Here is a 25750-nt window from a genome sequence, read left to right on the forward strand (position 1 = left end):
GAAACATTTGAACGTAGTAAACCCCACGTAAACGTGGGCACCATTGGTCACGTTGACCACGGTAAAACCACTTTGACCGCAGCTTTGACTCGCGTATGTGCAGAAGTATGGGGCGGCGACGCTGTTGCTTTCGACGGTATCGATAACGCACCGGAAGAACGTGAGCGCGGTATCACCATTGCAACCTCACACGTTGAATACGATTCCCCAACCCGTCACTACGCCCACGTAGACTGCCCAGGACACGCCGATTATGTTAAAAACATGATCACCGGTGCCGCTCAAATGGACGGCGCAATCCTAGTGTGTGGCGCAACCGACGGCCCAATGCCTCAAACTCGTGAGCACATCTTGTTGTCTCGTCAGGTAGGTGTACCTTACATCGTAGTATTCTTGAACAAAGCAGACCTTCTTGCAGAAGACTGTGGCGGCGTAGATTCAGAAGAATACGCAGAAATGCTAGAGCTTGTTGAAATGGAACTGCGTGAGTTGCTAGACACTTACGAATTCCCAGGTGACGACACCCCAATCATCGCTGGTTCTGCGTTGATGGCCCTTAACGGCGAAGACGGTAACGAATTAGGTACCTCTGCGGTTAAGAAATTGGTTGAAACTCTAGACGAGTACATCCCAGAGCCAGAGCGTGCTATCGACGGTGACTTCATCATGCCGATCGAAGACGTATTCTCAATCCAAGGCCGTGGTACTGTAGTAACCGGTCGTGTTGAGCGCGGTATCGTTAAAGTGGGTGAAGAAATCGAAATTATCGGTATCAAAGAAACCACCAAAACCACCTGTACCGGTGTTGAAATGTTCCGTAAGTTGCTTGACGAAGGTCGTGCAGGTGAGAACGTTGGTGTTCTTCTACGTGGTACCAAGCGTGATGAAGTTGAACGTGGCCAAGTACTAGCGAAGCCTGGTTCAATCACTCCGCACACCAAATTCGAAGGCGAAGTGTACGTATTGTCAAAAGATGAAGGTGGTCGTCACACCCCATTCTTTAAAGGCTACCGTCCACAGTTCTACTTCCGTACCACTGACGTGACTGGTGCTTGTGAGCTTCCAGAAGGCGTAGAAATGGTCATGCCAGGTGACAACATTCAAATGACTGTTACCTTGATCTGCCCAATCGCGATGGACGAAGGCTTACGCTTCGCAATCCGTGAAGGTGGCCGTACCGTTGGTGCTGGTGTTGTTGCTAAAATCATCGAGTAATAGTTTAATTCCTCAATGATGATCACGCCTCGCGTTGAGCGAGGCGTTTGTGTTTTTCCAGTCTTTAGGCCAGTAGTTCAATTGGTAGAGCGTCGGTCTCCAAAACCGAAAGTTGGGGGTTCGAGTCCCTCCTGGCCTGCCATCTTTAGTTATATACAATTTATAGAGTAAGGCATATTTATGAGCGGCAAAGTTGAGGCGCCAGAATATCGTTTTGATGCGCTTAAATGGCTAGTTGCGATTGCCATTGTTGCTCTGTGTGTAATTGGTAACTCTGTATTCTCCGAAGTGTCGTTGTTGTGGCGAGTTCCATCTATATTGGTTGGTGCTGCAGTTGCGTTATTTGTAATGGCGCAAACTGAGAAGGGCGCAGCCATTTGGGGATTGTTGCGTGATGCTCAAACAGAAGTTAGAAAAGTTGTTTGGCCAACGAAGGAAGAGACAAATCGCACCACGCTAATTGTAATTGGTGTTGTGATTTTGATGTCATTGATTTTATGGGGTTTAGATTCTCTACTTGGTTGGATCGCGTCGTTAATTTTGGGCTAAGGTGAAACATGTCGAAACGTTGGTATGTTGTTCATGCCTACTCAGGTTATGAAAAAAAGGTCGCGACTTCTTTAAAGGAGAGAGTTGAGCTTCACAGCATGGAAGATCTCTTTGGTGAGATTTTAGTTCCTACTGAAGAAGTCATCGAAATGCGCGGTGGCCAAAAGCGAAAGAGCGAACGTAAGTTCTTTCCAGGTTATGTTTTGGTTCAAATGGAACTCAATGATGACACTTGGCATCTTGTTAAAGATACTCCAAGAGTTATGGGTTTTATTGGCGGTAAAGCTGACAAGCCAGCTCCTATTACCGAAAAAGAAGCTCAGGCTATTTTACAGCGAGTTGATGATTCAACTGAGAAACCAAAACCGAAAACTGTATTTGAACCAGGCGAAATGGTTCGTGTAATTGATGGTCCGTTTAACGACTTTAATGGTGTTGTTGAAGGTGTCGATTACGAGAAAAGCAGACTTCAGGTTGCAGTTCTAATTTTTGGTCGTTCTACTCCGGTCGAGTTAGAATTTGGCCAAGTCGAAAAAGTTTAGTTTTAAACTGCAAAATCTATAAATAGATCTACACTGTATCTAATCTATTTATAGATTAGTGAATGCTTAAGCTGTTTTATTCGTAAAAACAGCGAGTTCTATAGATTTGTTTGCATAATTTAATTACCTCTGGAGAGCAATTTTCAGGGGCTTTGTAACTGGGGAGCCAAAGACAAGTGATGCCAGTCACTTTGAGGCGCCAATACCCATAATGGAGGCTAATCATGGCAAAGAAAATTGAAGCTTATATTAAGCTACAAGTCGCCGCCGGTCAGGCGAACCCAAGTCCACCAGTTGGTCCTGCTCTAGGTCAACATGGTGTGAACATCATGGAATTCTGTAAAGCGTTCAATGCTCAAACTCAAAGTTTGGAGCCAGGTGCACCAGTACCTGTTGTGATCTCTGTATATAACGATCGCAGCTTTACTTTCACCATGAAAACCCCTCCAGCTTCTTACTTGTTGAAGAAAGCTGCGAAGATTAAGTCTGGTAGTGCTCGTCCAAATACCGAAAAAGTTGGTAAATTGACTCGTGAGCAATTAGAAGAAATTGCTACTGCTAAAATGCCAGATTTGACTGCTGCTGATATGGACGCTGCAGTTCGCACAATTGCAGGTTCTGCACGTGCGATGGGTTTAGAGACTGAGGGTGTTGTTTAAGATGGCTAAATTATCAAAGCGTCAAAAGCTAATTAACGAAAAAGTTGATAGCACTAAAGCTTACAGCATTGAAGAAGCAATCGCGTTATTAAAAGAACTTTCTACTGTTAAGTTCCCAGAAACTGTCGATGCAGCTATCAATCTAGGTATTGATCCTCGTAAATCAGATCAAGCTGTTCGTGGTGCTACTAGCTTGCCACACGGTACTGGTAAAGACGTTCGCGTAGCAGTATTTTCTCAAGGCGCTTCTGCTGAAGCAGCTAAAGAAGCTGGTGCAGACATCGTTGGTATGGACGATCTTGCAGCAGAAGTAAAAGCTGGCAACATGGATTTCGACGTAGTTATCGCTGATCCCGCTGCAATGCGCGTTGTTGGTCAATTAGGTCAAATTCTTGGTCCTCGTGGTCTTATGCCTAACCCTAAAACTGGTACTGTAACTCCAGACGTTGCTACTGCTGTTAAAAATGCAAAAGCAGGTCAGGTTCGTTACCGTGCAGACAAAGGTGGCATCATTCACGGTGGCATTGGTCGTGTAACATTCGAACCAAGTGCAATTAAAGAAAACCTTGAAGCATTGGTTGCTGACTTGAAAAAAGCAAAACCAGCGACAGCTAAAGGCGTTTATCTTAAGAAGATTTCTCTAAGTACTACAATGGGTCCTGGTATTACCTTAGACCAATCAACCTTAGAGATATAAGCATTAGACACACAGTTGAGTTTAACTGTGTGTTACCAAACTTTGGGGCCTGAGTTTACTCTGGCCATCAAAGACCGTAGGTGCGGTTGACTAAAACTGCTTAATTACATAAATCAGTGTCGCCTACGCAGATGGTGGCTCCGAATCGGTACTATTTTACATTCGTTAGAGTAAGCCTGGTTCGGTCACCGAAAAGTTTTTAAATTCTTTTGAATTTAAAAATATCGAAACCAAGAAAAGTGATTTTCTGCTTTTCTAATCCAGGAGAACTATCGTGGCATTAGGACTCGAAGACAAAAAGGCCATTGTTGCCGACGTTAACGAGACCGCTATGAACGCGTTGTCTTTGGTGGTTGCCGACGCTCGTGGCGTTGACGTAACCAGCATGACAAGTTTGCGTAAATTGGCACGTGAAAACAATGTTCGTTTGCAAGTAGTACGTAACACTCTTGCTAGACGAGCATTCCAAGGCACCGAATACGAGTGCGTTAATGACTCCTTAACCGGCCCATCTTTGTTTGGATTTTCTATGGAAGATCCAGGCGCAGCGGCACGAATCTTCAAAGATTTCGCGAAAGAAAACGATAAATTTGAAGTGAAAGTGTTGTCTGTTGGCGGTGAACAGTTAGAAGCGTCTCAACTCGATGTTTTGGCGAAATTGCCAACTCGCGAGCAAGCTCTTGCAACTTTGGCAGCGACTCTTATCGCACCGGTTACCAAATTGGCTCGTACTTTCAACGAGATTCCAACCAAGGTTACTCGTGTTGTGGCAGCAGTTCGCGACCAAAAACAAGACGCGGCGTAATTCACGCGCTTTTGTTAGCTGCGTAATTAGTGGTTTTATTTTTAAAGATTTTAATTTTATTGGAGATTTGAGTCATGGCTCTGTCTAACGAAGATATTTTGAATGCAATCGCTGAAATGAGCGTAATGGACGTTGTTGCTCTTGTTGAAGCAATGGAAGAGAAATTTGGTGTTTCTGCTGCAGCTGCTGTTGCTGTTGCTGCTCCAGCTGGTGGTGATGGTGCTGCTGCTGCTGAAGAGAAAACTGAATTCGACGTTATCTTGACTGGCGCTGGTGAGAAGAAAGTTAACACCATTAAAGCTGTTCGTGCGATCACCGGTCTTGGCTTGAAAGAAGCTAAAGAATTGGTTGAAAGCGCTCCTAAAGCAATCAAAGAAGGTGTTGCTAAGGACGAAGCTGAAGACATCAAGAAACAAATCGAAGAAGCAGGTGCAACTGCTGAAGTTAAGTAATTACTTAATTTTAAAACTTCGTCGTCAACTGGCAACAGTTGATGCAAGGCTGGCGAGTGAAACTTGCCGGCCTTTTTCCGTTTTCGGTTGACGGAGTCACTCTGCATGTGTGCTCAATTAATTATTCAATAATTAAGTGGCCACACGAATATATCTACAAGGCAGGCAGAGGCCGCATAGAAGAAACCGACCCGTCCGTTGGGTGAAACGGAAATAATCGTGAAACTGCACGCTAGAGCACGTTCCGTGCGTAAAGGCTGAGACTGCCCTCTCCGAAGACAAGCTGGGGTAAATAGATGGCTTACTCATATACTGAGAAAAAACGCATCCGTAAGGATTTCAGCAAGTTACCACAGGTAATGGATGTTCCTTACCTTCTTGCTATTCAATTGGATTCTTACCAAAAATTCACGCAAGCTAATTTAACGCCTGAAGATCGTTTAGATACAGGTCTACACGCGGCATTTAAATCTGTTTTTCCTATCGTTAGTTACTCTGGAAACGCAGCGCTTGAATACGTGAGTTACCAATTAGGTAAAGCCGTATTTGATGTCAACGAGTGTATATTGCGTGGTGTTACCTACGCAGTTCCGTTGCGCGTGAAAGTTCGATTGATCATTTATGATAAAGAATCATCGAACAAAACCATCAAAGACATTAAAGAACAAGAAGTCTACATGGGTGAAATTCCGCTCATGACAGACAATGGTACCTTTATTATTAACGGTACCGAGCGTGTGATCGTATCTCAATTACACCGCTCTCCAGGTGTGTTCTTCGATCATGATAAGGGTAAGACACACTCTTCCGGTAAGCTTCTATATTCCGCTCGCGTGATTCCTTACCGTGGCTCATGGTTGGATTTTGAGTTTGATCCAAAAGACTTAGTATATGTACGTATCGACCGTCGCCGTAAATTACCAGCGACCATCCTTTTACGTGCCTTGGGATACAGCTCCCAAGAAATGCTCAGTATGTTCTTCGATACTGACACATTCACATCAATTGACGATGGTCAGTTCTTATTAAAACTGATTCCGTCGCGCTTGCGTGGTGATATTGCATCATTCGACATCAAAGATGGCAGCGGTAAGGTTATCGTTGAAGAAGGTCGACGTATTACAGCGCGTCATATTCGCCAAATGGAAAAGGCCGGCGTCCAAGAATTGGCCGTGCCTGGTGAATATCTGATTGGTCGTGCGTTTGCCGCTGATATTGTCGATGAGACGACCGGCGAAGTACTGCTTGAATGTAATACTGAAATTACCGACGAAGTCCTCGTTAAGCTTGCCGAAAGCAGTGTTTCTGAGTTTGACACTCTGTACACCAACGAACTTGATTGCGGACCGTTCATTTCCGATACCCTAAGAACCGATCCAACACGTTCTGAATTAGAGGCATTGGTAGAAATCTACCGCATGATGCGCCCAGGTGAGCCGCCAACTAAAGAATCAGCAGAAGGTCTGTTCCAGAACTTGTTCTTTAGTCAAGAGCGCTACGACCTTTCAGCCGTTGGTCGCATGAAGTTCAACCGTCGTCTTGGTCGTAACGAAGACGTAGGTGAAGGGACTCTATCCAATGAAGACATCGTCGATGTACTAAAAACATTGATCGACATTCGAAACGGTAGCGGTGTTGTCGATGATATCGACCACTTGGGTAACCGCCGTATTCGTTCCGTTGGTGAAATGGCCGAAAACCAATTCCGTGTTGGTTTGGTTCGTGTTGAGCGTGCTGTTAAAGAACGTTTGTCTATGGCAGAAAGCGAAGGTTTGATGCCACAAGATTTGATCAACGCAAAACCTGTTGCTGCAGCTGTAAAAGAATTCTTCGGTTCTTCTCAGTTGTCACAGTTTATGGACCAAAACAACCCATTGTCGGAAGTGACTCACAAGCGTCGTGTGTCGGCCCTTGGTCCAGGTGGTTTGACTCGTGAGCGTGCGGGCTTTGAGGTTCGAGACGTTCACCCAACTCACTACGGTCGTGTTTGTCCGATTGAAACGCCAGAAGGTCCAAACATTGGTTTGATCAACTCTTTGGCAACCTACGCGCGTACTAACAGCTACGGATTCCTAGAGAGCCCGTACCGAAAAGTTATCGATGGCAAGGTTACCGACGATATCGAGTATCTATCAGCCATTAACGAAAGCCAGTACATCATTGCACAAGCTGCTGCGAAAGTTGATGAAAGTGGCAGCCTGTCGGAAGACTTGGTTTCTGTTCGTGCCGGTGGCGACTTTACCTTGAAGCCGAAAGAAGACGTTCAATACATGGACGTTTCACCTCGCCAGGTGGTTTCGGTGGCAGCGTCACTTATCCCATTCCTCGAGCACGATGATGCGAACCGTGCATTGATGGGATCGAACATGCAACGTCAGGCGGTTCCAACTCTGCGCGCACAAAAGCCGCTTGTTGGTACTGGTATGGAGCGCTTTGTTGCTCGTGACTCTGGTGTTTGTGTGGTTGCTAAACGCGGTGGTGTTATCGATCGTGTCGACGCCGGTCGTATCGTTGTTAAAGTGAACAACGATGAAGTTACCGCAGGCGACGCTGGTGTTGATATCTATAACCTCACCAAATACACCCGTTCTAACCAAAATACCTGTATTAACCAACGTCCAATTGTTGGCCGTGGTGATCAGGTAACTCGCGGCGATATTTTGGCTGACGGTCCATCCGTTGACTTGGGTGAATTGGCACTTGGCCAAAACATGCGCATCGCATTCATGCCTTGGAATGGTTATAACTTCGAGGATTCAATCCTTGTTTCTGAGCGTGTTGTTCAAGAAGACCGCTTTACCACTATCCACATCCAAGAATTAACGTGTATCGCCCGTGATACCAAGCTTGGCAGTGAGGAAATCAGTGCTGATATTCCTAACGTGGGTGAAAGTGCGCTTTCTAAACTGGATGAATCAGGCATCGTATACATTGGTGCAGAGGTTGGCCCTGGCGACATTCTGGTTGGTAAAGTAACGCCAAAAGGCGAAACTCAATTAACGCCAGAAGAAAAGCTTTTACGTGCAATCTTTGGTGAGAAAGCATCTGACGTTAAAGATACCTCTTTGCGTGTTCCAACGAGCACCAAAGGTACCGTTATTGATGTACAGGTCTTCACTCGTGATGGTCTTGAAAAAGATCAGCGCTCCAAAGACATCGAGAAGTCTCAGCTTGACCAAGTTCGTAAAGATCTCAACGAAGAATACCGTATCGTTGAAACCGCAACTTTCGAACGTTTGCGTTTAGCATTGGTTGGTCAAACCGTTTCTGGCGGTAAAGCCGTTCAGAAAGGTGAAGTGCTTACTGACGAAATTCTTGATGGTCTAGAAGAAGCAGACTGGTTCAAGTTGCGTATGGACGACGATTCTCTCAATGAGCAAATCGATCGTGCAGAAATTCAGTTGCAAGAACGTCGTAAAGAATTGGATGAGCGCTTCGAAGATAAGAAGAGCAAACTCCAAACTGGTGACGATCTAGCTCCAGGCGTATTGAAAATCGTTAAGGTGTATCTAGCGATTAAACGTCGTATTCAGCCGGGCGATAAGATGGCCGGTCGTCATGGTAACAAGGGTGTAATTTCCGTAATTATGCCGGTTGAAGATATGCCATACGACGAAAACGGTGAGCCGGTTGATATCGTGCTTAACCCTCTAGGTGTACCGTCTCGTATGAACGTGGGACAGGTTCTAGAAATGCACTTGGGTATGGCGGCCAAAGGTCTTGGTGACAAGATCAACAAAATGGTTAAACAGCAGCGTGCTATTGCTGAGGTTCGCCAGTTCCTAGAAGAGGTGTACAACACCACCGGTGATTCTTACAACAAAGAAAAACTGGATTTGTTCAGCGATGAACAGCTCATGGAAATGGTGCAAAACCTACGTGCTGGTGTACCAATGGCAACGCCAGTATTCGATGGTGCTAAAGAATCAGAAATTAAAGCGCTATTGCGTTTGGCTGACCTTCACGACAGTGGACAACGCACCTTATACGATGGCCGTACCGGTGACGCCTTCCAGCGTCCAGTGACTGTCGGTTACATGTATATGTTGAAGTTGAACCACTTGGTGGACGACAAAATGCATGCTCGTTCTACCGGTTCTTACAGCTTGGTTACTCAGCAGCCGTTGGGTGGTAAAGCCCAGTTCGGTGGTCAGCGTTTCGGAGAGATGGAGGTATGGGCACTGGAAGCATACGGTGCAGCGTACACACTTCAAGAAATGCTTACTGTTAAGTCCGATGACGTGGCTGGACGTACCAAGCTCTATAAGAACATTGTTGATGGCGACCATCGTATGGAGCCGGGAATGCCAGAGTCCTTCAACGTATTGTTGAAAGAGATTCGCTCTCTCGGTATCAACATGGAACTCGACCACGACAACAACTAGAGCGGCAATTTCCAATGGCGAAGGGAAACCTTCGCCAGTGACGACAAACTTTAATAACGAAGTTTGTTAAGGGTGCATAGAGCGTAACTCGCAAGCGCTGGAGGAAAATTTGAAAGACTTACTCAACCTGCTTAAGTCCCAAGGGCAAAGCGAAGAATTTGATTCCATTCGTATCGGTTTGGCATCACCAGATATGATCCGTTCGTGGTCATTCGGTGAAGTTAAAAAGCCTGAGACGATCAACTACCGTACCTTCAAGCCAGAGCGTGAAGGTCTATTCTGTGCCAAAATTTTTGGCCCAGTGAAAGATTACGAATGCTTGTGTGGTAAATACAAGCGTATGAAGCACCGCGGCATTATCTGTGAGAAGTGCGGTGTGGAAGTGACCTTGGCAAAAGTGCGTCGTGAGCGCATGGGTCACATTGAATTGGCAAGTCCTGTTGCCCACATTTGGTTCTTGAAGTCACTGCCGAGCCGTATTGGTTTGCTGCTCGATATGACCCTTCGTAACATCGAACGTGTCTTGTACTTCGAATCTTACGTGGTCACTGATCCAGGTATGACAACGCTTGAAAAAAGCCAGTTGTTGACCGATGAGCAATACTTCGAAGCCATGGAAGAATTCGGTGACGAATTCGAAGCGAAGATGGGTGCAGAAGCCATCCAAGAATTGATGCGCGATATCGATATCGAGCAAGAAATTCAAGAACTTCGTGAAGAGATTCCAAACACCAATTCTGAAACCAAAGTTAAGAAGCTTTCTAAGCGTTTGAAGCTGTTAGAAGCATTCTACAACTCAGGCAACGATCCAGAGTGGATGATCTTGGAAGCACTTCCAGTTCTACCACCAGATTTACGTCCGTTGGTTCCATTGGAAGGCGGTCGTTTCGCGACTTCTGATCTGAACGATCTATACCGTCGTGTGATCAACCGTAACAACCGTTTGAAGCGTCTTCTGGACCTCAATGCACCAGACATCATCGTGCGCAACGAAAAGCGTATGTTGCAAGAGTCTGTGGATGCGTTGCTAGATAACGGTCGTCGCGGTCGTGCCATTACCGGTTCTAACAAACGTCCTCTGAAATCTTTGGCCGACATGATCAAAGGTAAGCAAGGTCGTTTCCGTCAAAACCTTCTCGGTAAGCGTGTTGACTACTCTGGCCGTTCGGTAATTGTGACCGGCCCGACACTTAAGCTTCACCAATGTGGTTTGCCTAAGAAAATGGCATTGGAGCTTTTCAAACCGTTTATTTTCAGCAAGCTTGAGTTGCGCGGTCTTGCGACCACCATTAAAGCTGCGAAGAAAATGGTTGAGCGCGAAGAGCCCGTAGTTTGGGATATTCTCGACGAAGTTATTCGCGAGCATCCGGTACTACTTAACCGTGCACCGACCCTTCACCGTTTGGGTATTCAGGCGTTCGAACCTGTCTTGATTGAAGGTAAGGCAATTCAGCTTCACCCGTTAGTTTGTGCGGCTTATAACGCTGACTTCGACGGCGACCAAATGGCGGTTCACGTACCGTTGACCATCGAAGCACAGCTTGAAGCTCGTGCGTTAATGATGTCGACCAACAACATTCTTTCGCCTGCTTCTGGTGAGCCGATTATTGTACCGTCGCAAGACGTTGTACTCGGTCTTTACTGGATGAGTCGTGAGCGCGTTAATGTTGATGGCGAAGGCATGGTGTTCTCTGACCCTGCCGAAGTGAATCGCGCTTACAACGCTAAAAAAGTTCACTTACAGGCGCGTATTAAGTGCCGTATCACCGAAGCGAGCATTCGCGAAGACGGTGAAAAAGAATACAAAACCTCTATCTTCGATACGACCGTTGGTCGTGTGTTGTTATGGGAAATCGTCCCAGAAGGCATGCCGTTCGAACTCGTTAACAGATCGATGGTTAAGAAAGCTATTTCTGCGTTAATTAACTTCTGTTATCGCAGTGTTGGCTTGAAAGCGAGTGTTATCTTCGCCGATAAATTGATGTACACCGGGTACGCTTATTCAACTCGTTCGGGTTCTTCAATCGGTGTTAACGACTTTGAAATTCCAGTCGAGAAAACCGACATCGTTGGTAAGGCAGAAGCCGAAGTTGCCGAGATTGAAGCCCAGTACGCTTCTGGTCTGGTAACTCAAGGTGAGAAATACAACAAAGTTATCGATATTTGGTCACGTGCCAATGACTTAGTTGCTAAGTCGATGATGGAAGGTATTTCTAAAGAGACTGTTGAAAACCGCAACGGTGAAGACGAGCAACAAGCTTCGTTCAACTCCGTATACATGTACGCTGACTCAGGCGCTCGTGGTAGCCCCGCACAGATTCGTCAGCTTGCCGGTATGCGTGGTTTGATGGCTAAGCCAGATGGCTCGATCATTGAGACGCCTATTACGGCGAACTTCCGTGAAGGTCTAAACGTTGGTCAGTACTTCATCTCGACTCACGGTGCGCGTAAAGGTTTGGCCGATACCGCATTGAAAACAGCAAACTCCGGTTACCTAACCCGTCGTTTGGTGGACGTTGCTCAGGACGTTGTTATCACTGAAACCGATTGTGGCACGGACGAAGGTCTTGTCATGGCTCCGGTTATTGAAGGTGGTGATATCATCGAATCTTTGGGTGATCGTATTCTTGGTCGTGTTGTTGCCAAAGACGTATTGCGTGAAGGCAGCGATGAGATCTTGATTCCAGCGGGCACTATGATCGATGAGAGTTGGGTTCAACGTATTGAAGAACTCAGTATCGATGAGGTTATCGTACGTTCACCGATTACCTGTGAAACCCGCCACGGTATTTGTGCTCAGTGTTACGGCCGTGATTTGGCGCGTGGTCACCGTGCTAACAAAGGTGAATCTGTCGGTGTTATTGCAGCGCAATCCATTGGTGAACCAGGTACTCAGCTAACCATGCGTACCTTCCACATCGGTGGTGCAGCGAGCCGTGCTTCTGCGGCGGATAGTATTCAGGTGAAGCAAGACGGTACTGTACGTCTGCACAATGTGAAAGTGGTTGAGCGTCAAGATGGCGTATTGGTTGCTACTTCTCGTTCTGGTGAATTGGCGGTTGCCGATTCCAATGGTCGTGAGCGTGAGCGTTATAAGATTCCGTACGGTGCCAATATTACTGTCTCTGACGGCGCTGAAGTTAAAGGCGGCCAAGTGGTTGCTAAATGGGATCCGCATACACACCCAATTATTACTGAAGTTGGTGGTATCGCGCGCTTCTCTGGTATGGAAGATGGTCTGTCGATTCGTCGTCAAACCGACGATCTTACCGGTCTAACCTCTATCGAAATTCTCGATCCAGCCGAGCGTCCAGCGGCAGGTAAAGACTTGAAACCAGCGGTTACTCTTTATGATGCTGCCGGTAACGAAGTATTGTTGGCTAACTCCAATCAGCCTGCTCACTACATGTTGCCTTCAAAAGCTTTGTTGAGTTTGAACGATGGTGATCAGCTAAATGCAGGTGATGTTATCGCACGTATTCCTCAAGAATCTGGCGGTACTAAAGATATTACCGGTGGTCTGCCACGTGTTGCTGACTTATTCGAAGCGCGTAAGCCAAAAGAGCCATCAATCCTTGCGGAAATCAGCGGTACCGTATCTTTCGGTAAAGAAACCAAAGGTAAGCGTCGATTGGTCATTACACCAAAAGACGGCCAAGTGTTGCCAAATGGCGATACTCACTACGAAGAGTTGATTCCAAAACATCGTCAGTTGACCGTGTTCGAAGGTGAATCTGTGGCTAAGGGTGAAGTTGTTTCCGACGGTCCAAGCAACCCGCACGACATCTTACGATTGCAAGGTGTTGAGATGTTGGCTCGTTACATCACCACCGAGATTCAAGACGTTTACCGTCTGCAAGGTGTGAAGATTAACGATAAGCACATCGAGACCATTGTTCGTCAGATGCTACGTAAAGTAGAAATCCTAGAAATGGGTGATTCTTCTTTCGTTAAGGGTGAGCAAGTTGAGTACGTAAATGTTCTTGAAGAAAACGAACGTTTACGCGCTGAAGGTATGCAGCCTGCAACCTACGAGCGTCAGCTTCTTGGTATTACCAAAGCGTCCTTGGCAACTGAGTCGTTCATTTCTGCGGCTTCGTTCCAGGAAACCACTCGTGTTCTTACCGAAGCAGCGGTTACTGGTAAAGTTGATACCTTACGCGGCTTGAAAGAGAACGTCGTTGTGGGTCGATTGATTCCTGCAGGTACTGGTCTTGCCTACCACGCGGAGCGTCGTCGCAACCGCGCGGATGAGCAGACTGAAGTGGAAGGTCCAAGTGCAGCAGAAGTAGAAGCAGCGCTGACAGAAGCTCTTAAGTCGAGCGCAAGTTAATTCTTTCGCTCACCAAAAAAGCCCCCAATTGGGGGCTTTTTTGTATCTGAGATTCGCGCTTTAAACGACAATATTTACTCAGAGTTTGCCAATATCTTTTCTCCCCAATTGGTAGCGTATTTGGTGCCAAGTTTTAAATAGAGAGCTAATGCGAGAGTAACGCTCAGCATGATCAAAGAGCCAATTACTACACCAATCCAAGCGTTCCACTGCCAAAATATATTCAGATACAAGCCCCCTGTACTCGCACCAACATAATAGAAAAGTAAGTACAACGAACTGGCGCTGGCCTTACTGTGGGTCGCGGTTTGACTGACCCAACTACTGGCGTTCGAATGAGCGAAGAAAAAGCCAAAACTGCTGATCAGAAAGCCCAGAATAATCAGATACAGTGATTCCGATAACGTAATTCCCGTGCCGATCATGAGCAGGATACAGCCTGCTGCCATGCAACTGGGTTGTCCAAAGCGGTTACCAAATTTTCCAGAAATCGCCGAAGCAACTGTACCCGCTAAGTATGTTAAAAACAGAGCGCCGAGGAATTTTGTGGATAAATGATAAGGCTCTGCCTCAAGTACAAAGGTAATAAAGCTAAACTGATTCACAAAAATAAAAAAGTTAAAGCCGCCCAACAGATAGGCAGGCAATAGCTTGGGGTTTTTTAAATGGTTGAATAAATCGCTGCCAATGCCTTTGAGCTTAAAGCTCTTTGCAGTGTAGTGTTTTTGTTTAGGAAGCAGCACCGCCAAGATCAACCACAAGCCAATGCTTAGCATCGCAACGGCGCCAAAGGTATGTGACCAACTGAGAAATTCGGCAAAAAAGCCACCTAATAATCGGCCGCTGATGCCACCTAACGAATTCGCGGCAACGTACAAACCAATGGCTGAAACCAATGCTTTAGGTTCAAACTCTTCCGCCATATAAGCAACAGCAACGGCGGGCAAACCTCCCAGGCAAACTCCCTGAATAATTCTTAGCGCGATCAACCACTCGTAGTTATCGACGAGTGTAACCAGAGCCGTTGTCAGCACGGCGCAAAAACTGCTGGTTAGGATCAGCCATCGTCGGCCTAAAGCATCAGAAATCACCCCAAAAAACACCAGCGATAGCCCCAGAGATAAGGTCGCGCTGGTTAACGTGTAGCTCGCTTTTAAAGGAGAAATAGAGAATTCATTGGCCAATAGCGGCATGAGTGGCTGTGTAACGTAGAGGTTTGCGAAAATCATGATCGAACCCAGGCACAGCGCACCCGTAATTCGCCACCACTCCCAAGTACCGCTTTTGATCATGATTACTTACCTATCAATACATTGATTCACAGATGGTAGATTCATACCAAGCATAATAAAAATATATATACTGTATGGTAAGTATCATAATTATTGATGAATGACGGTTGTTAATTATGGATTACAAAGCACTTAGATACTTTCATGAAGTTGCTAAATTGGGCAGCTTTACGCGCGCGGCGGAGTCCTTAAGCATCGCTCAGCCAGCGGTGAGCATGGCAATAAAACGGCTTGAAGAACAGCTGCGATTAACGTTGTTTCATCGCCAAGATCGCAAAATTGCGCTAACTGACGAAGGCGAGAAGTTATACCAGCAATCCGCACGTATTATTCAGGCCATGAACGATGCCGATCTGGAAATGGATGAATTGCGAGGGCTCGAAAAAGGCGTTGTGCATTTGGGCGTTCCCGGAATGCTGGGCTCGTATTTTTTCCCGCCGTTAGTCATGGCCTTCAAACACCGTTACCCTAAATTGCGATTGTCGGTCCTAGAGAGCGGCGCTTGGCAATTACAACAAATGTTAGAAAACGGCGATATCGATTTGGCGGTCATTGAATCTGGCGGTATTCCAGATAACGTAGATGCTACTCCGATATTGCGCGATGAAATGCAGGTTGTGGTTTCTACCGATCATCCATTAGCAAAAGCAAACAGCGTGACACCGAAAGAACTGTTTGAGCACGAGTTAGTGGTTTTTCGTCAGGGGTATTTCCATCGACGTCTGCTAGACCAAATGGCCGAAGAAGCGGGAATCGAGCCTTCGATCAGTTTTGAAACCAATTTACTGCCATTGATTCGCTCTATTATCAAACAAGGTTTTGGTATCTCGACATTATTGAAAATGGCAGTGGAAAATGACCCGGCACTGGTTACCTTACCGTTTGAGCCGCCAGTGTGTTTGGACTTGTGCCTCGCCTGGCGCAAAGACAGTTATTTATCCAAGGCAAACCGAGCATTTGTGGATTTTATGTTAGAACAAACCGCGTTAACGCCCAAGCGCTGACAATTGTTAGTGGTTATTTTTTGGCTTTTGGCGCTATCTGGGTAAAATATTCAACCTACGAAGTTTAGCAATACATCTACAGGCGTCATCAGTGGTAACTTATAAACGGTAACAAGATGTACCCTAAATGCGTGATGTAATTTTTTGAATCGTTCTTCTGATATTGACGTTTTATCTATGCAGAGATTTTTCCCACTAGCTTTACTGGTTGTCTCATCGATTTTATTCGCGCAAACCGAATTGGCGTATTTGAAAAAAAGTGACGACCAAGCGCTTATTCAGACAACATTGCAGCCGAGTTCTATTATTGGTCTCAGTGAACGAGATACTTACATCTTGGTTGCCTCTTTAGAAGAGGGAAGCCTGCAACTGTTTGAAAACAGTAACGGTACGTTAATTCCGAAACTGGAATTTCCCATGTCCATTGGTAAAGAGGGGTTTGGTAAAGAAATTGAGGGCGATAAAAAAACCCCGGTTGGTGTTTATCGAATTACCAGCTTTTTAAACGACGAACAATTGGATGATTTTTACGGTCGTGCCGCTTACCCATTGAATTATCCAAATGCTTGGGATTTATTGCAAAATCGAACTGGCAGTGGAATCTGGCTGCACGCTATGCCCGAGGGTGTCACCAGCCGTCCGGCACTCGACAGCGATGGCTGCATCGTTATTAATAACGAGCAAATAGAAATGCTGTCGCCGTATTTAGATGTGGGCCGTACTCGTATTGTTCTAACGGATAAATCCGATTGGTTGCCAACAGAACAAATACAAATTCAGCGCGAAGAATTGGAAAGCCACATTAAAAATTGGCAAGAAGCTTGGGAGTCATTACAAGACCAACCTTATCTAGCGTTTTACAGCGACGACTATAACAATTTGAAGCACGATAAAGCGTCTTGGGATAAATACAAAAAGCGGGTGAACGGGTCGAAAAAATTTATCGACGTCAACATTTCTGATCTCGCTATTTTTTCCTACCCCGGCGCTGATAACATAGTGATGACTGAGTTTTATCAAAGTTACGTCAGTAACAATTACCGCTCTAAAGGTTGGAAAAAACAGCTTTGGAAAAAAGAAGGCGATTCCTGGAAAATTATTTACGAAGCTGGTGGCTAACCTAGTCTTCCGGCTCGTTTTCTTGAGATCTTGCCAGACGTTGCTTAGGAACTTCACGTTGCAGCCAAGCAATTAAATCACTCCACATTGAACTGATTTCTGAACTCGGCGGCATAATGCCGGCAGACGACAATTCAATCGTCACAACCGGTATATCCTTTGCCACACCGGCGTAATTACCTAATGAGCCTGGGTAAATACCAAGTTCTTGAAGATACAATCGACCTAATTTATGCGGAGGTCTTTGCGGGCCGTCGTAATCCACCAAACTGTGCGGTGCGTGAACCGCAACGATCGCGTCAGGTTTAAATGACTCGATTTGCTCGATGAACCATCGAGTTTCGGGTTCACTGGAGGCGTTCGGTCCGGGGTAGCGTCTCGGGTTGCTGTAAGTTCTATTGCGCCAATAATTAAGAGCATCCGCTCGCCAATCGGGGGTGGGGAAGTTGCGGTTTAGATCCACACCCGCATCGTTTTGACGTTGCGATTTTTTCCTTAATAGGCCATCTGGATTCAACAGCGGCACCACCATCCATTCAAATAAACCGCTGTGGTGTTCGTTTAACGTCTCCAACCAACGAAAAACAATGGATACTGACGAGTACTCGTCGCCGTGAATACCGCCCATTAACAGGACTCGCCCGAGAGGTTGCTTATCGTCCTGGGGATCGAATTTTTTTATAGCGATTGCCCGATCCAAAATAGAGCGGCCGCCGCTGTCTCTAAGCGACGCTTGCAAACAATTATCCACCGTAACACTGCCGAGCTTGTCACCGATCTCTTTGCACAGGCCGGCGATTGCATCATTACTTGTATTCACGGTACTGGAAGTCGGTGTTTTTGACGGATTGTCTGCTTTGGCAGAAGGTCTCTCTAACAGGGCAGGAGTATCGGGTTTCGGTTGTTCAACCGGAGCAGGCGGCTTTTCAGGAAGTGGTTCTTGTGGTTCAACGGCTGGCTGAGGCTTGGTTTTAGCTTGCGTGATTAGCTCGGGTTGCGGTTCGCTCACGACGGGTGCTTTGGTTGGATTCGCTTTCTCAGTGTTGGTGGTACAGGAAATCAAACCGAGCGCCGCAATCAACGATGAGGCGTAAGTGAGTACACGTAAAAATCGAAGCATCAGCCACTTTCTTCAGATTAGTCTTTGTCGGTTACGTCTCGTTGCTTATTTCAGTGAAGCGTAACTTGAATTGCCTTACAACGCGGGGTTGCTGCCACATCATATAGGAACCTTAGATTAACTCAAAACTGCTCAACTTATCCCAAATTGCATTCTAGGGCCTGTTCACACTAATTTAATCACACCTGCTGGAGGGTATTTTTTTCGTATTTTAGGCGCAGTGAGTGTGATTTGGTTGTTCCAAATGAACGAGCTGCAACGCGAAATACGGGAAAAATACGCCGAGCCCTTGGGGTCGCCCCTAAAACACGCAATTCGTTGTTGTTCGTCGCTTATTTAGCGCGCTAAACCGCACTCCTCACGCCTAGACTGACGCATTTTAGGCGCGACAGGTGCGGTTAAATTAGTGTGAACAGGCCCTAGTTATGCCCAGGAATATGAGGCTGACAGAATCTTTTCCAAATTCATTGAATAAATCGCTGTCATCTGCTTGAAATGCGAACAGCAGGTCAATATAATTGCGCACCCATTTTTTATGGGGTCTGTTTATTCTCTGGTGATTGATCATTCACGATTGCATAAACAGCGCTAATTTTTATGCATCAATTAAGATGCTCACTTATTTCTGGAGTTATTTTTCATGGCAACGATCAACCAGTTGGTTCGTAAGCCGAGAAAACGTAAAGCAGTTGCAAGCGACGTACGTGCGCTAGAAGCCTGTCCACAACGGCGTGGCGTTTGTACTCGCGTTTACACTACAACCCCGAAAAAACCAAACTCGGCACTACGTAAAGTATGTCGTGTGCGTCTAACCAACGGTTTTGAAGTTTCTTCATACATCGGTGGTGAAGGTCACAACCTTCAAGAGCACAGTGTTGTGTTGATTCGCGGTGGTCGTGTAAAAGACTTGCCAGGTGTTCGTTATCACACCGTTCGCGGTGCACTTGATACCTCAGGTGTTAACGATCGTAAGCAAGGCCGTTCTAAGTACGGTACTAAGCGACCTAAGTAATTGCTGGTGCCCTCGGGCACACGATTTTCCGGTAGAACCGAGTAAGGCTAAGCGCGCTCATAATTATTTAGTAAAGACGTTGTGAGAGCGTTGTCTTAGAAATCCCTGAAGAGAGGCTAAAAATGCCAAGAAGACGCGTCGTCGCCAAGCGTGAGATATTACCTGATCCTAAGTACGGGAATATCACGCTGGCGAAATTTATGAATATGGTAATGGTTAGCGGTAAAAAATCCGTTGCCGAGCGTATCGTATACGGTGCCTTGGAGATTGTTGAGCAAAAGCTAAACAAAGATCCACTAGAAGTTTTTGACGAAGCTCTAGAAAACGTTGCACCTTTAGTAGAAGTTAAATCTCGCCGTGTTGGTGGTGCTACCTACCAAGTACCGGTTGAAGTTCGTCCGGCTCGTCGCACTGCTTTGGCAATGCGTTGGTTGGTTGAATACTCTCGTGGCCGTGGTGAAAAGTCTATGGTTCAGCGTTTGGCTGGCGAGATGATTGATGCTTCTCAAAGCAAGGGCTCTGCGGTTAAGAAGCGTGAAGACGTTCACCGTATGGCTGAAGCGAACAAGGCGTTCTCGCACTACCGCTTCTAAGTTTAACGTTCTCGTTAAGCTTACCGAAAAAGGCAGCTATTACAGCTGCCTTTTTTTATTTTGCATTCTTCTCTTTTTAATGTTCCTGCCTTTCTGTGAGCATTCCAGTAACTCCTTTTAGCGTATCTCTAAAAATTTCCTGTTCCTTGAAATATTTGGGATTCCTGTCAGCTGCCACGTAAATATCGAGCGCGTAGAATATTGAAGATCATCCTTCGATATTGGAGCGCGTCGCGCTATGTCTGATAGCAAGTTACCAAGCAACAATAATTCTGAATCGGGGTGGTTAGCGATGATGATATTGCTTGCCCTGTTTTTACTGGTGGTGTGCTTTACCGCGCTTAGCAAAATCACGCGGTCGTCTGACCCAACAATTCATTGGGATATGCCGGTTGCCTATTCTGAGAGTAATTTTCAAACTCAAAATGCTAAGGAATTTGCTACAGAAATTTATCAGTGCACAGGCGGCGGTTTGGATATTTCCGTTCATGGTGGTGGTTCTTTGTATAAAGGCGGAGAAATAAAGTGCGCGGTCCAAGTCGGGTTGGTGCCTATTGGCGAGCGTTTGTTGTCTTCTCACTTTAACGAAAATCCGCTATTCGGTTTTGATTCTCTTCCTTTTATAACCGCTAATTTTGAAGAGTCTAATCAGCTTTGGCGTGTTGCCAAGCGTGTGCTTGAAAAAGATATGAACAAAGAGCAATTAACGTTGCTTTATTCCGTGCCTTGGCCGCCATCGGGTCTTTATTTCAAGCAACCCATTGAAAATATTGAGCAATTAAAAAATATTAAATTCCGTTCTTACAACGCAGCTACCGCACGTTTTGCAGAGCTTTCAGGAATGATTCCCGTGCAAATCGAAGCCGCAGAATTAAGCCAGGCGCTTGCGTTGGGTGTTGTTGATTCGTTTATGGCATCGGGCTCAACAGGTTACGATCGAAAAGTTTGGGAGCATCTCAGTCATTTTTACGACGTAAAAGCGTGGTTGCCGCGCAATTATGTTTTCGTCAATAAAACGGATTTTTCACAATTGCCTAGTGGATATCAACAGTGTGTATTGACCGCTTCAGAAAATGCGGAGTTGCGTGGTACAAAAAAATCAAAACAGCTCACCGATTGGTATTTGCAACAGCTAGAGATAAACGGAATTCAAGTTGTGCAAGCCGGTCCGCAGTTAGACGCTTCATTGGCTGAAATCGGAAAATTGATGGTTGAGGAATGGCTTCAACTGTCGGGCGAAAAGGGCGTGCAAATTATTAATCGTTATGAATCTAAGAAGCATACATCGGAGGTTGATTAATGACAGTTTTTATTCGTAACGCATTAACTCGTCTTTATTTATTCAGTGGTGGATGTGCCGCGTTTTCATTATTCAGTTTGCTTTTTCTGGTTATGGTTCAAATGAGCTCGCGGTGGTTTGAACTTGATTTTCCTGGGTTATCCAATTACGCGGGTTATTGTTTAGGAAGTGCTTCTTTCTTTGGTCTCGGTTATGCGCTCAATCACGGTTCTCATATTCGTGTGACTTTAATTGTGAGCCACAGTGGTGGATTTAGAAAATTCATTGAGGTTACTGCTGTCGGTGTTTCTATGGTTATTGCAGGCTGGTTTGCGGTTCATGCAGTCATCAACAATATCAATTCATTTGAGTTGGGAGAGCTAAGCCAAGGGCAGGATGTCACGCCTATCTGGATACCCCAATTGGCTATGTCGCTAGGCGCGATTGTATTTTTTATTTCTCTGCTTGATTTGTTTTTATGCTTATTGCTCTCACGAACAATATTTTCTACCGCGTTAACAACAGATAACAAGGAGTTTTAAAAATGGAACTTTTATATTTATCTGGTTTGTTTTTATTTTTATTGTTTTTACTGTTGGGAATGGGCGTTTGGGTTGGCTTGGCATTACTGGGCGTGGCGTGGGTCATCATGGAAGTTTTTGTTGGGCGTGTGCCCGGTCAAGGGATGGCAATGGTTGTGTGGTCGCATTCTACAAGTTGGACATTAACCGCCTTGCCGTTATTTATTTGGATGGGGGAGATTCTGTATCGAACACGGCTATCACAAGACTTGTTTCGTGGGCTGGCGCCATGGGTATCTCGCTTACCTGGGGGATTGCTCCATACCAACATAGCCGGATGTACTCTTTTTGCTGCAATTTCAGGTTCATCAGCAGCAACGCTTACCACTGTTGGTAAAATGTCGATCCCCGAATTACAGCAACGTAAATATTCCGAAAAAATGGTTGTCGGCACTTTGGCCGGTGCAGCGACTTTAGGGTTAATGATTCCGCCATCGTTAACGTTGATTGTTTATGGTGTTACGGTTAACGAATCGATAACCAAATTATTTATGGCAGGTGTTGTCCCAGGAATTTTATTGGCGACATTATTCACCGCTTATATCGCTATTTGGAGTTTACTGAATCGTGATTCCAATACTGTTAAAGAACCTAAAACCAGTTTGCTCGAAAAATTAAACGCGTCTCGGTTGCTTATTCCATTATTGGTATTAATTGCGGTAGTAATTGGTTCAATGTATTTAGGTTTTGCGACTGCAACCGAAGCTGCTGCAGTGGGTGTTATTGGTGCCTTCGCTTTAGCGGCGGTTCAAGGCTCTTTGTCAAAGTCTACGATTATCGACAGTGTACTTGGCGCAGTTCGTACATCGGCGATGATTGCGTTAATTTTAATGGGGGCGTCTTTTTTATCGCTGGCAATGGCCTACACGGGTTTGCCCAGTGCGCTTGCCGATTGGATTAACCATTTGGCGCTTTCCCCCATTACGTTGATTATTGCTTTAACGCTTTTTTATATCGTTATTGGTATGTTTTTAGATGGTATTTCTGCGGTGGTTCTGACCATGGCTGTTGTCGAGCCGATGGTTCGTGCTGCGGGTATTGATATTATCTGGTTTGGTATTTTTATTGTGATTGTCGTCGAAATGGCTCAAATAACTCCTCCGGTAGGATTCAATTTATTCGTTTTACAAGGAATAACTCGGCACGATATTGGTTACATTGCTAAAGCTGCGTTCCCTATGTTTTTGATTATGGTTTTTATGGTATTTTTGCTGGTTGTTATTCCTGAAATAGCTACCTATTTACCCAGTACTGCAGCGCAACTAAAATAATAAGAATATAGGGGCCTCTGATTAACCTCAAGATCACTCAGGCCAAGGAGTTTTTTTCTGATTAAGGCGTGCTTTTGAAGGTCTAACGGGTTAAATCGAAAAAGCACAACGCAGAGCAGGAAAAAAACTGGCAGGCCCCGTAGGGCGCGGTCTCAAGCGCACATTTGCGGTGTTGCCGTTTTTATTAAGGACTGCGGCCATTAATTACAAACGGCGCCTTGCAACTGCACGCTTGAGATCACGCTGAGTAATTTTGAGGTTAATCAGAGGCCCCTATACACTCGGAACTTTTTTATCTGTTTGAGTTATCTAAACTAATAAGACAATAAAGGAGTATATGATAATGACTATAAACGACTTCTATTCAAACTTGTGGGAAGATTACATTCAAATTACTCCCCAGGCTGAAAAAATTAGGCAGCTTTTTCTAGAAACAGATTCCGAAGTGGTGAACGATCACGTAGCATTTAGGACCTTTTCAGACTCTCCAATAGATTTAAATTTTCTAAAAGATGTTGTTTTATCACTGGGTTATCAAGTGCAGGATAGCTACGATTTTACTGTTAAAAAGCTGAAAGCTATGAGCTTTATTCACGAAGACAAAAAAGTACCTAAGGTGTTTGTATCTGAATTAGAGCGTCACAAGCTATCAGACGCGTCACAAGCTATTTTGGCTCGATATTGCGATCAAATACAACCAGTTAAGTCTGAGCCAGAGGTGTTCTGGTCAGGTAGACATTGGCAGATGCCAAGTTTTGATGATTACGCAACGGTACTTGAAGAGAGCGAGTATGCAGCTTGGTTACTCGTTATTGGTTTGAGAGTTAATCACTTCACTGTGAACGTGAATTTATTACATTCTACGGATCGCTTAGAAGATGTTCTCGATCGAGTCCAGGCGGCGGGTTTTGCTATTAATGAATCCGGCGGTAGGATCAAAGGTACGCCCGATGTTTTGTTGGAACAAGGATCAACAATGGCGGATAAAATAAAGGTTTCATTCAGTGATGGTCAGGCGCATTTTGTCCCCAGTTGTTTTTACGAGTTTGCTAAACGTTATAAAAACTCCCAGGGTGAACTCTATCAGGGCTTTGTCGCTGCTAATGCCGATAAAATCTTTGAGTCTACGTCATCGAAGTAATTCGTTTTCGAAAAACTATTAGCGTTTAAATTTGGTGGATAAAACAATGGACGATAAGGTTTTCTCAATGCCGTCTATTTGCCCAATGGCGTCCAGCGTTTTATCCAGTGAGTATGTAGATTCTGCTTTCACGATTGCAATAAAATCATAAATTCCATTCACCGCTTGCAGGGATTTTACCTCTGAAATTTTCTTTATATTTCTGTTAATAATTGCCGATTTTTTTGAGTCTGATTTGATCATAACGTGTGCTTCAATTCGGCTCGACTCGAACGAATCGCTATATTGAATAGTAAAGCCGCTAATAATTCCGTTTTCAACTAATCGATCAATATGGTCTTTTACTGTTGCTCGCGACACGCCTAATATTCTTGCAAGCTCTGATGTTGACTCGCGGCTGTTTTCGGACAGTAACTCAATCAATGCTTGGTCAAAAGTGGTTAGTTTTTCCATTTTGTAAAGCAGTCTCTCAATTTGCTAAGCAGTTTATTGTCATTTTGCGCATGCTGATAATTCATTATGGCACCGCATTTATCTATTCTCAATATTAATAAACTAACTCTATTGAGACCGCTTATGAAAAATATTCTTTTATTAGGTGCTGGAAAAATTGGTTGCATTATTACGGAAATGCTTTCTTCAACCGGTGACTATTTTGTTACTGTGGTCGATAAGAGTGAATTAAGTTTATCGAGAATGCCTAAAAATAAGCACGTTGAATGTGTGCAGGTGGACGTTACGTTTAAAGAAAAAATGCTGCAGGTGATGGACGGTAAGTTTGCTGTTTTATGTGCGTGCCCATTTAACATTACTAAATACGCTGCTGAAGTTGCCGCAGAAGTGGGTGTCCATTATTTGGATTTAACCGAAGATGTTGAAACCACGCGATTCGTAAAAAGTTTATCAGAGAATTCGAAAGCGGCGTTGATTCCGCAGTGTGGATTAGCTCCTGGATTTATTTCTATTGTTGCCCACGGGTTAACAAAAGGGTTCGATAAACTTCGTAACGTACACATGCGTGTGGGTGCTCTACCAAAATACCCGTCGAATGCACTGAAATACAATTTAACTTGGTCTACCGATGGTTTGATTAACGAATATTGCAATCCTTGTGAGGCAATTTATCAAGGTGAGTTAGTGAGTGTTCCACCCATGGAAGAAATAGAAGAGTTTTCCTTGGATGGCATAGACTACGAAGCTTTTAATACTTCAGGTGGGCTCGGAACCTTGTGTGAGTCTCTTTCGGGACGCGTCGATAATTTAAATTATCGAACGGTACGTTATCCAGGTCATCGAGACGTTATGAAATTACTTTTGCAAGATTTACGATTGGTTGATCGCAGGGATTTATTAAAAGAAATTTTAGAATCGGCATTGCCTATCACGTATCAAGATGTTGTTTTAGTTTTCGTAAACGTCGATGGCTATATCAATAATCAATTAATACAAAAGACGTTTGCTCATAAAATTTATAGCCAAGAAATTAATGGTGTTTTGTACAGCGCCATTCAAATTACAACCTCAGCGGGAATCTGTGGTGTATTGGATTTATTGGCAACCGGTGAATTGCCACAATCGGGTTTTGTGAAACAGGAAGATATTTCTTACAACGCGTTTATTAAAAATAGATTTGGTCGTTATTACGCATCGCCTGAGGGTGAGAATAATTTATTTGATGCAGAGTAAGTGGTTTGTGTTCGT

Annotated in this window: 21 protein-coding genes and 1 tRNA gene; 19 read left to right on the forward strand and 3 right to left on the reverse strand. The window is 44.9% G+C overall.

Annotated features, from left to right (window positions below; all coding sequences use genetic code 11):
* From tuf to rpoC, 10 genes are all read left to right on the forward strand, one after another.
* Positions 1 to 1215 (forward strand): elongation factor Tu (gene tuf, locus LU361_RS07355; protein ID WP_233088211.1); only part of this gene is annotated, 1215 nt, incomplete at its 5' end.
* A 66-nt stretch (positions 1216 to 1281) separates the two neighbouring features.
* A tRNA-Trp gene (locus tag LU361_RS07360) sits at positions 1282 to 1357 on the forward strand.
* Between the two features lie 38 nt (positions 1358 to 1395).
* Complete coding sequence (gene secE, locus LU361_RS07365) at positions 1396 to 1764, forward strand: preprotein translocase subunit SecE (protein ID WP_233088212.1); 369 nt, start codon at positions 1396 to 1398, stop codon at positions 1762 to 1764.
* Between the two features lie 8 nt (positions 1765 to 1772).
* Positions 1773 to 2306, forward strand: a complete 534-nt coding sequence (nusG, locus tag LU361_RS07370; RefSeq protein ID WP_233088213.1) for a transcription termination/antitermination protein NusG — start codon at positions 1773 to 1775, stop codon at positions 2304 to 2306.
* Between the two features lie 224 nt (positions 2307 to 2530).
* Entirely contained in the window at positions 2531 to 2965 is a 435-nt protein-coding gene (rplK, locus tag LU361_RS07375) for a 50S ribosomal protein L11 (RefSeq protein ID WP_233088214.1), read from the forward strand.
* Between the two features lies 1 nt (position 2966).
* A complete protein-coding gene (gene rplA / locus LU361_RS07380) occupies positions 2967 to 3662 on the forward strand; it encodes a 50S ribosomal protein L1 (RefSeq protein WP_233088215.1) in 696 nt (231 codons plus the stop codon).
* A 274-nt stretch (positions 3663 to 3936) separates the two neighbouring features.
* A complete protein-coding gene (gene rplJ, locus LU361_RS07385; RefSeq protein ID WP_233088216.1) occupies positions 3937 to 4467 on the forward strand; it encodes a 50S ribosomal protein L10 in 531 nt (176 codons plus the stop codon).
* Positions 4468 to 4541: 74 nt separating this feature from the next.
* Positions 4542 to 4919, forward strand: coding sequence for a 50S ribosomal protein L7/L12 (gene rplL, locus LU361_RS07390; protein WP_233088217.1), 378 nt, complete (start codon positions 4542 to 4544; stop codon positions 4917 to 4919).
* 296 nt (positions 4920 to 5215) lie between these two features.
* A complete protein-coding gene (rpoB, locus tag LU361_RS07395) occupies positions 5216 to 9304 on the forward strand; it encodes a DNA-directed RNA polymerase subunit beta (RefSeq protein ID WP_233088218.1) in 4089 nt (1362 codons plus the stop codon).
* A gap of 109 nt (positions 9305 to 9413) precedes the next feature.
* On the forward strand, positions 9414 to 13637 hold the full coding sequence (rpoC, locus tag LU361_RS07400; protein WP_233088219.1) for a DNA-directed RNA polymerase subunit beta': 4224 nt from the start codon (positions 9414 to 9416) through the stop codon (positions 13635 to 13637).
* Positions 13638 to 13711: 74 nt separating this feature from the next.
* On the opposite strand, the gene LU361_RS07405 is transcribed toward rpoC, so the two are convergent.
* Positions 13712 to 14929 carry an MFS transporter gene (locus tag LU361_RS07405; protein WP_233088220.1) on the reverse strand — a complete coding sequence of 406 codons (1218 nt, stop codon included), beginning with the start codon at positions 14927 to 14929 and terminating at the stop codon, positions 13712 to 13714.
* A gap of 116 nt (positions 14930 to 15045) precedes the next feature.
* Between LU361_RS07405 and LU361_RS07410 the strand changes: the two genes are divergently transcribed.
* Positions 15046 to 15933, forward strand: coding sequence for a LysR family transcriptional regulator (locus LU361_RS07410; RefSeq protein ID WP_233088221.1), 888 nt, complete (start codon positions 15046 to 15048; stop codon positions 15931 to 15933).
* Between the two features lie 177 nt (positions 15934 to 16110).
* A complete protein-coding gene (locus LU361_RS07415) occupies positions 16111 to 17052 on the forward strand; it encodes a L,D-transpeptidase family protein (protein WP_233088222.1) in 942 nt (313 codons plus the stop codon).
* Between the two features lies 1 nt (position 17053).
* Here the strand turns inward: LU361_RS07415 and LU361_RS07420 are convergent, their stop codons facing one another.
* The gene (locus LU361_RS07420) at positions 17054 to 18172 is read right to left on the reverse strand and encodes a M14 family zinc carboxypeptidase (RefSeq protein ID WP_233088223.1); all 1119 of its coding nucleotides are present in this window, start codon (positions 18170 to 18172) and stop codon (positions 17054 to 17056) included.
* 640 nt (positions 18173 to 18812) lie between these two features.
* On the opposite strand from LU361_RS07420, the gene rpsL reads away from it, so the two are divergent.
* The 6 genes from rpsL (at position 18813) to LU361_RS07450 (ending at position 24049) form a co-directional block, all read left to right on the forward strand.
* Positions 18813 to 19184, forward strand: a complete 372-nt coding sequence (rpsL, locus tag LU361_RS07425; RefSeq protein WP_233088224.1) for a 30S ribosomal protein S12 — start codon at positions 18813 to 18815, stop codon at positions 19182 to 19184.
* 122 nt (positions 19185 to 19306) lie between these two features.
* Entirely contained in the window at positions 19307 to 19777 is a 471-nt protein-coding gene (rpsG, locus tag LU361_RS07430; RefSeq protein ID WP_233088225.1) for a 30S ribosomal protein S7, read from the forward strand.
* A 238-nt stretch (positions 19778 to 20015) separates the two neighbouring features.
* Positions 20016 to 21077 carry a TRAP transporter substrate-binding protein gene (locus tag LU361_RS07435; protein WP_233088226.1) on the forward strand — a complete coding sequence of 354 codons (1062 nt, stop codon included), beginning with the start codon at positions 20016 to 20018 and terminating at the stop codon, positions 21075 to 21077.
* Entirely contained in the window at positions 21077 to 21598 is a 522-nt protein-coding gene (locus LU361_RS07440) for a TRAP transporter small permease (RefSeq protein WP_233088227.1), read from the forward strand. The genes LU361_RS07435 and LU361_RS07440 overlap by 1 nt, the downstream gene beginning before the upstream one ends.
* 2 nt (positions 21599 to 21600) lie before the next feature.
* Positions 21601 to 22908 (forward strand): TRAP transporter large permease, encoded by a 1308-nt coding sequence (locus LU361_RS07445; protein ID WP_233088228.1) that lies wholly within the window; start codon positions 21601 to 21603, stop codon positions 22906 to 22908.
* Positions 22909 to 23251: 343 nt separating this feature from the next.
* Positions 23252 to 24049 (forward strand): DUF1338 domain-containing protein, encoded by a 798-nt coding sequence (locus LU361_RS07450; protein ID WP_233088229.1) that lies wholly within the window; start codon positions 23252 to 23254, stop codon positions 24047 to 24049.
* Between the two features lie 18 nt (positions 24050 to 24067).
* Here the strand turns inward: LU361_RS07450 and LU361_RS07455 are convergent, their stop codons facing one another.
* Positions 24068 to 24502 (reverse strand): Lrp/AsnC family transcriptional regulator, encoded by a 435-nt coding sequence (locus LU361_RS07455; RefSeq protein WP_233088230.1) that lies wholly within the window; start codon positions 24500 to 24502, stop codon positions 24068 to 24070.
* A gap of 123 nt (positions 24503 to 24625) precedes the next feature.
* On the opposite strand from LU361_RS07455, the gene LU361_RS07460 reads away from it, so the two are divergent.
* A complete protein-coding gene (locus LU361_RS07460; protein ID WP_233088231.1) occupies positions 24626 to 25735 on the forward strand; it encodes a saccharopine dehydrogenase family protein in 1110 nt (369 codons plus the stop codon).
* Positions 25736 to 25750: the final 15 nt, after the last annotated feature.

This window comes from Sessilibacter corallicola (assembly GCF_021290925.1).
In the GTDB taxonomy this organism is placed as follows: Bacteria; Pseudomonadota; Gammaproteobacteria; order Pseudomonadales; family Cellvibrionaceae; genus Sessilibacter; species Sessilibacter corallicola.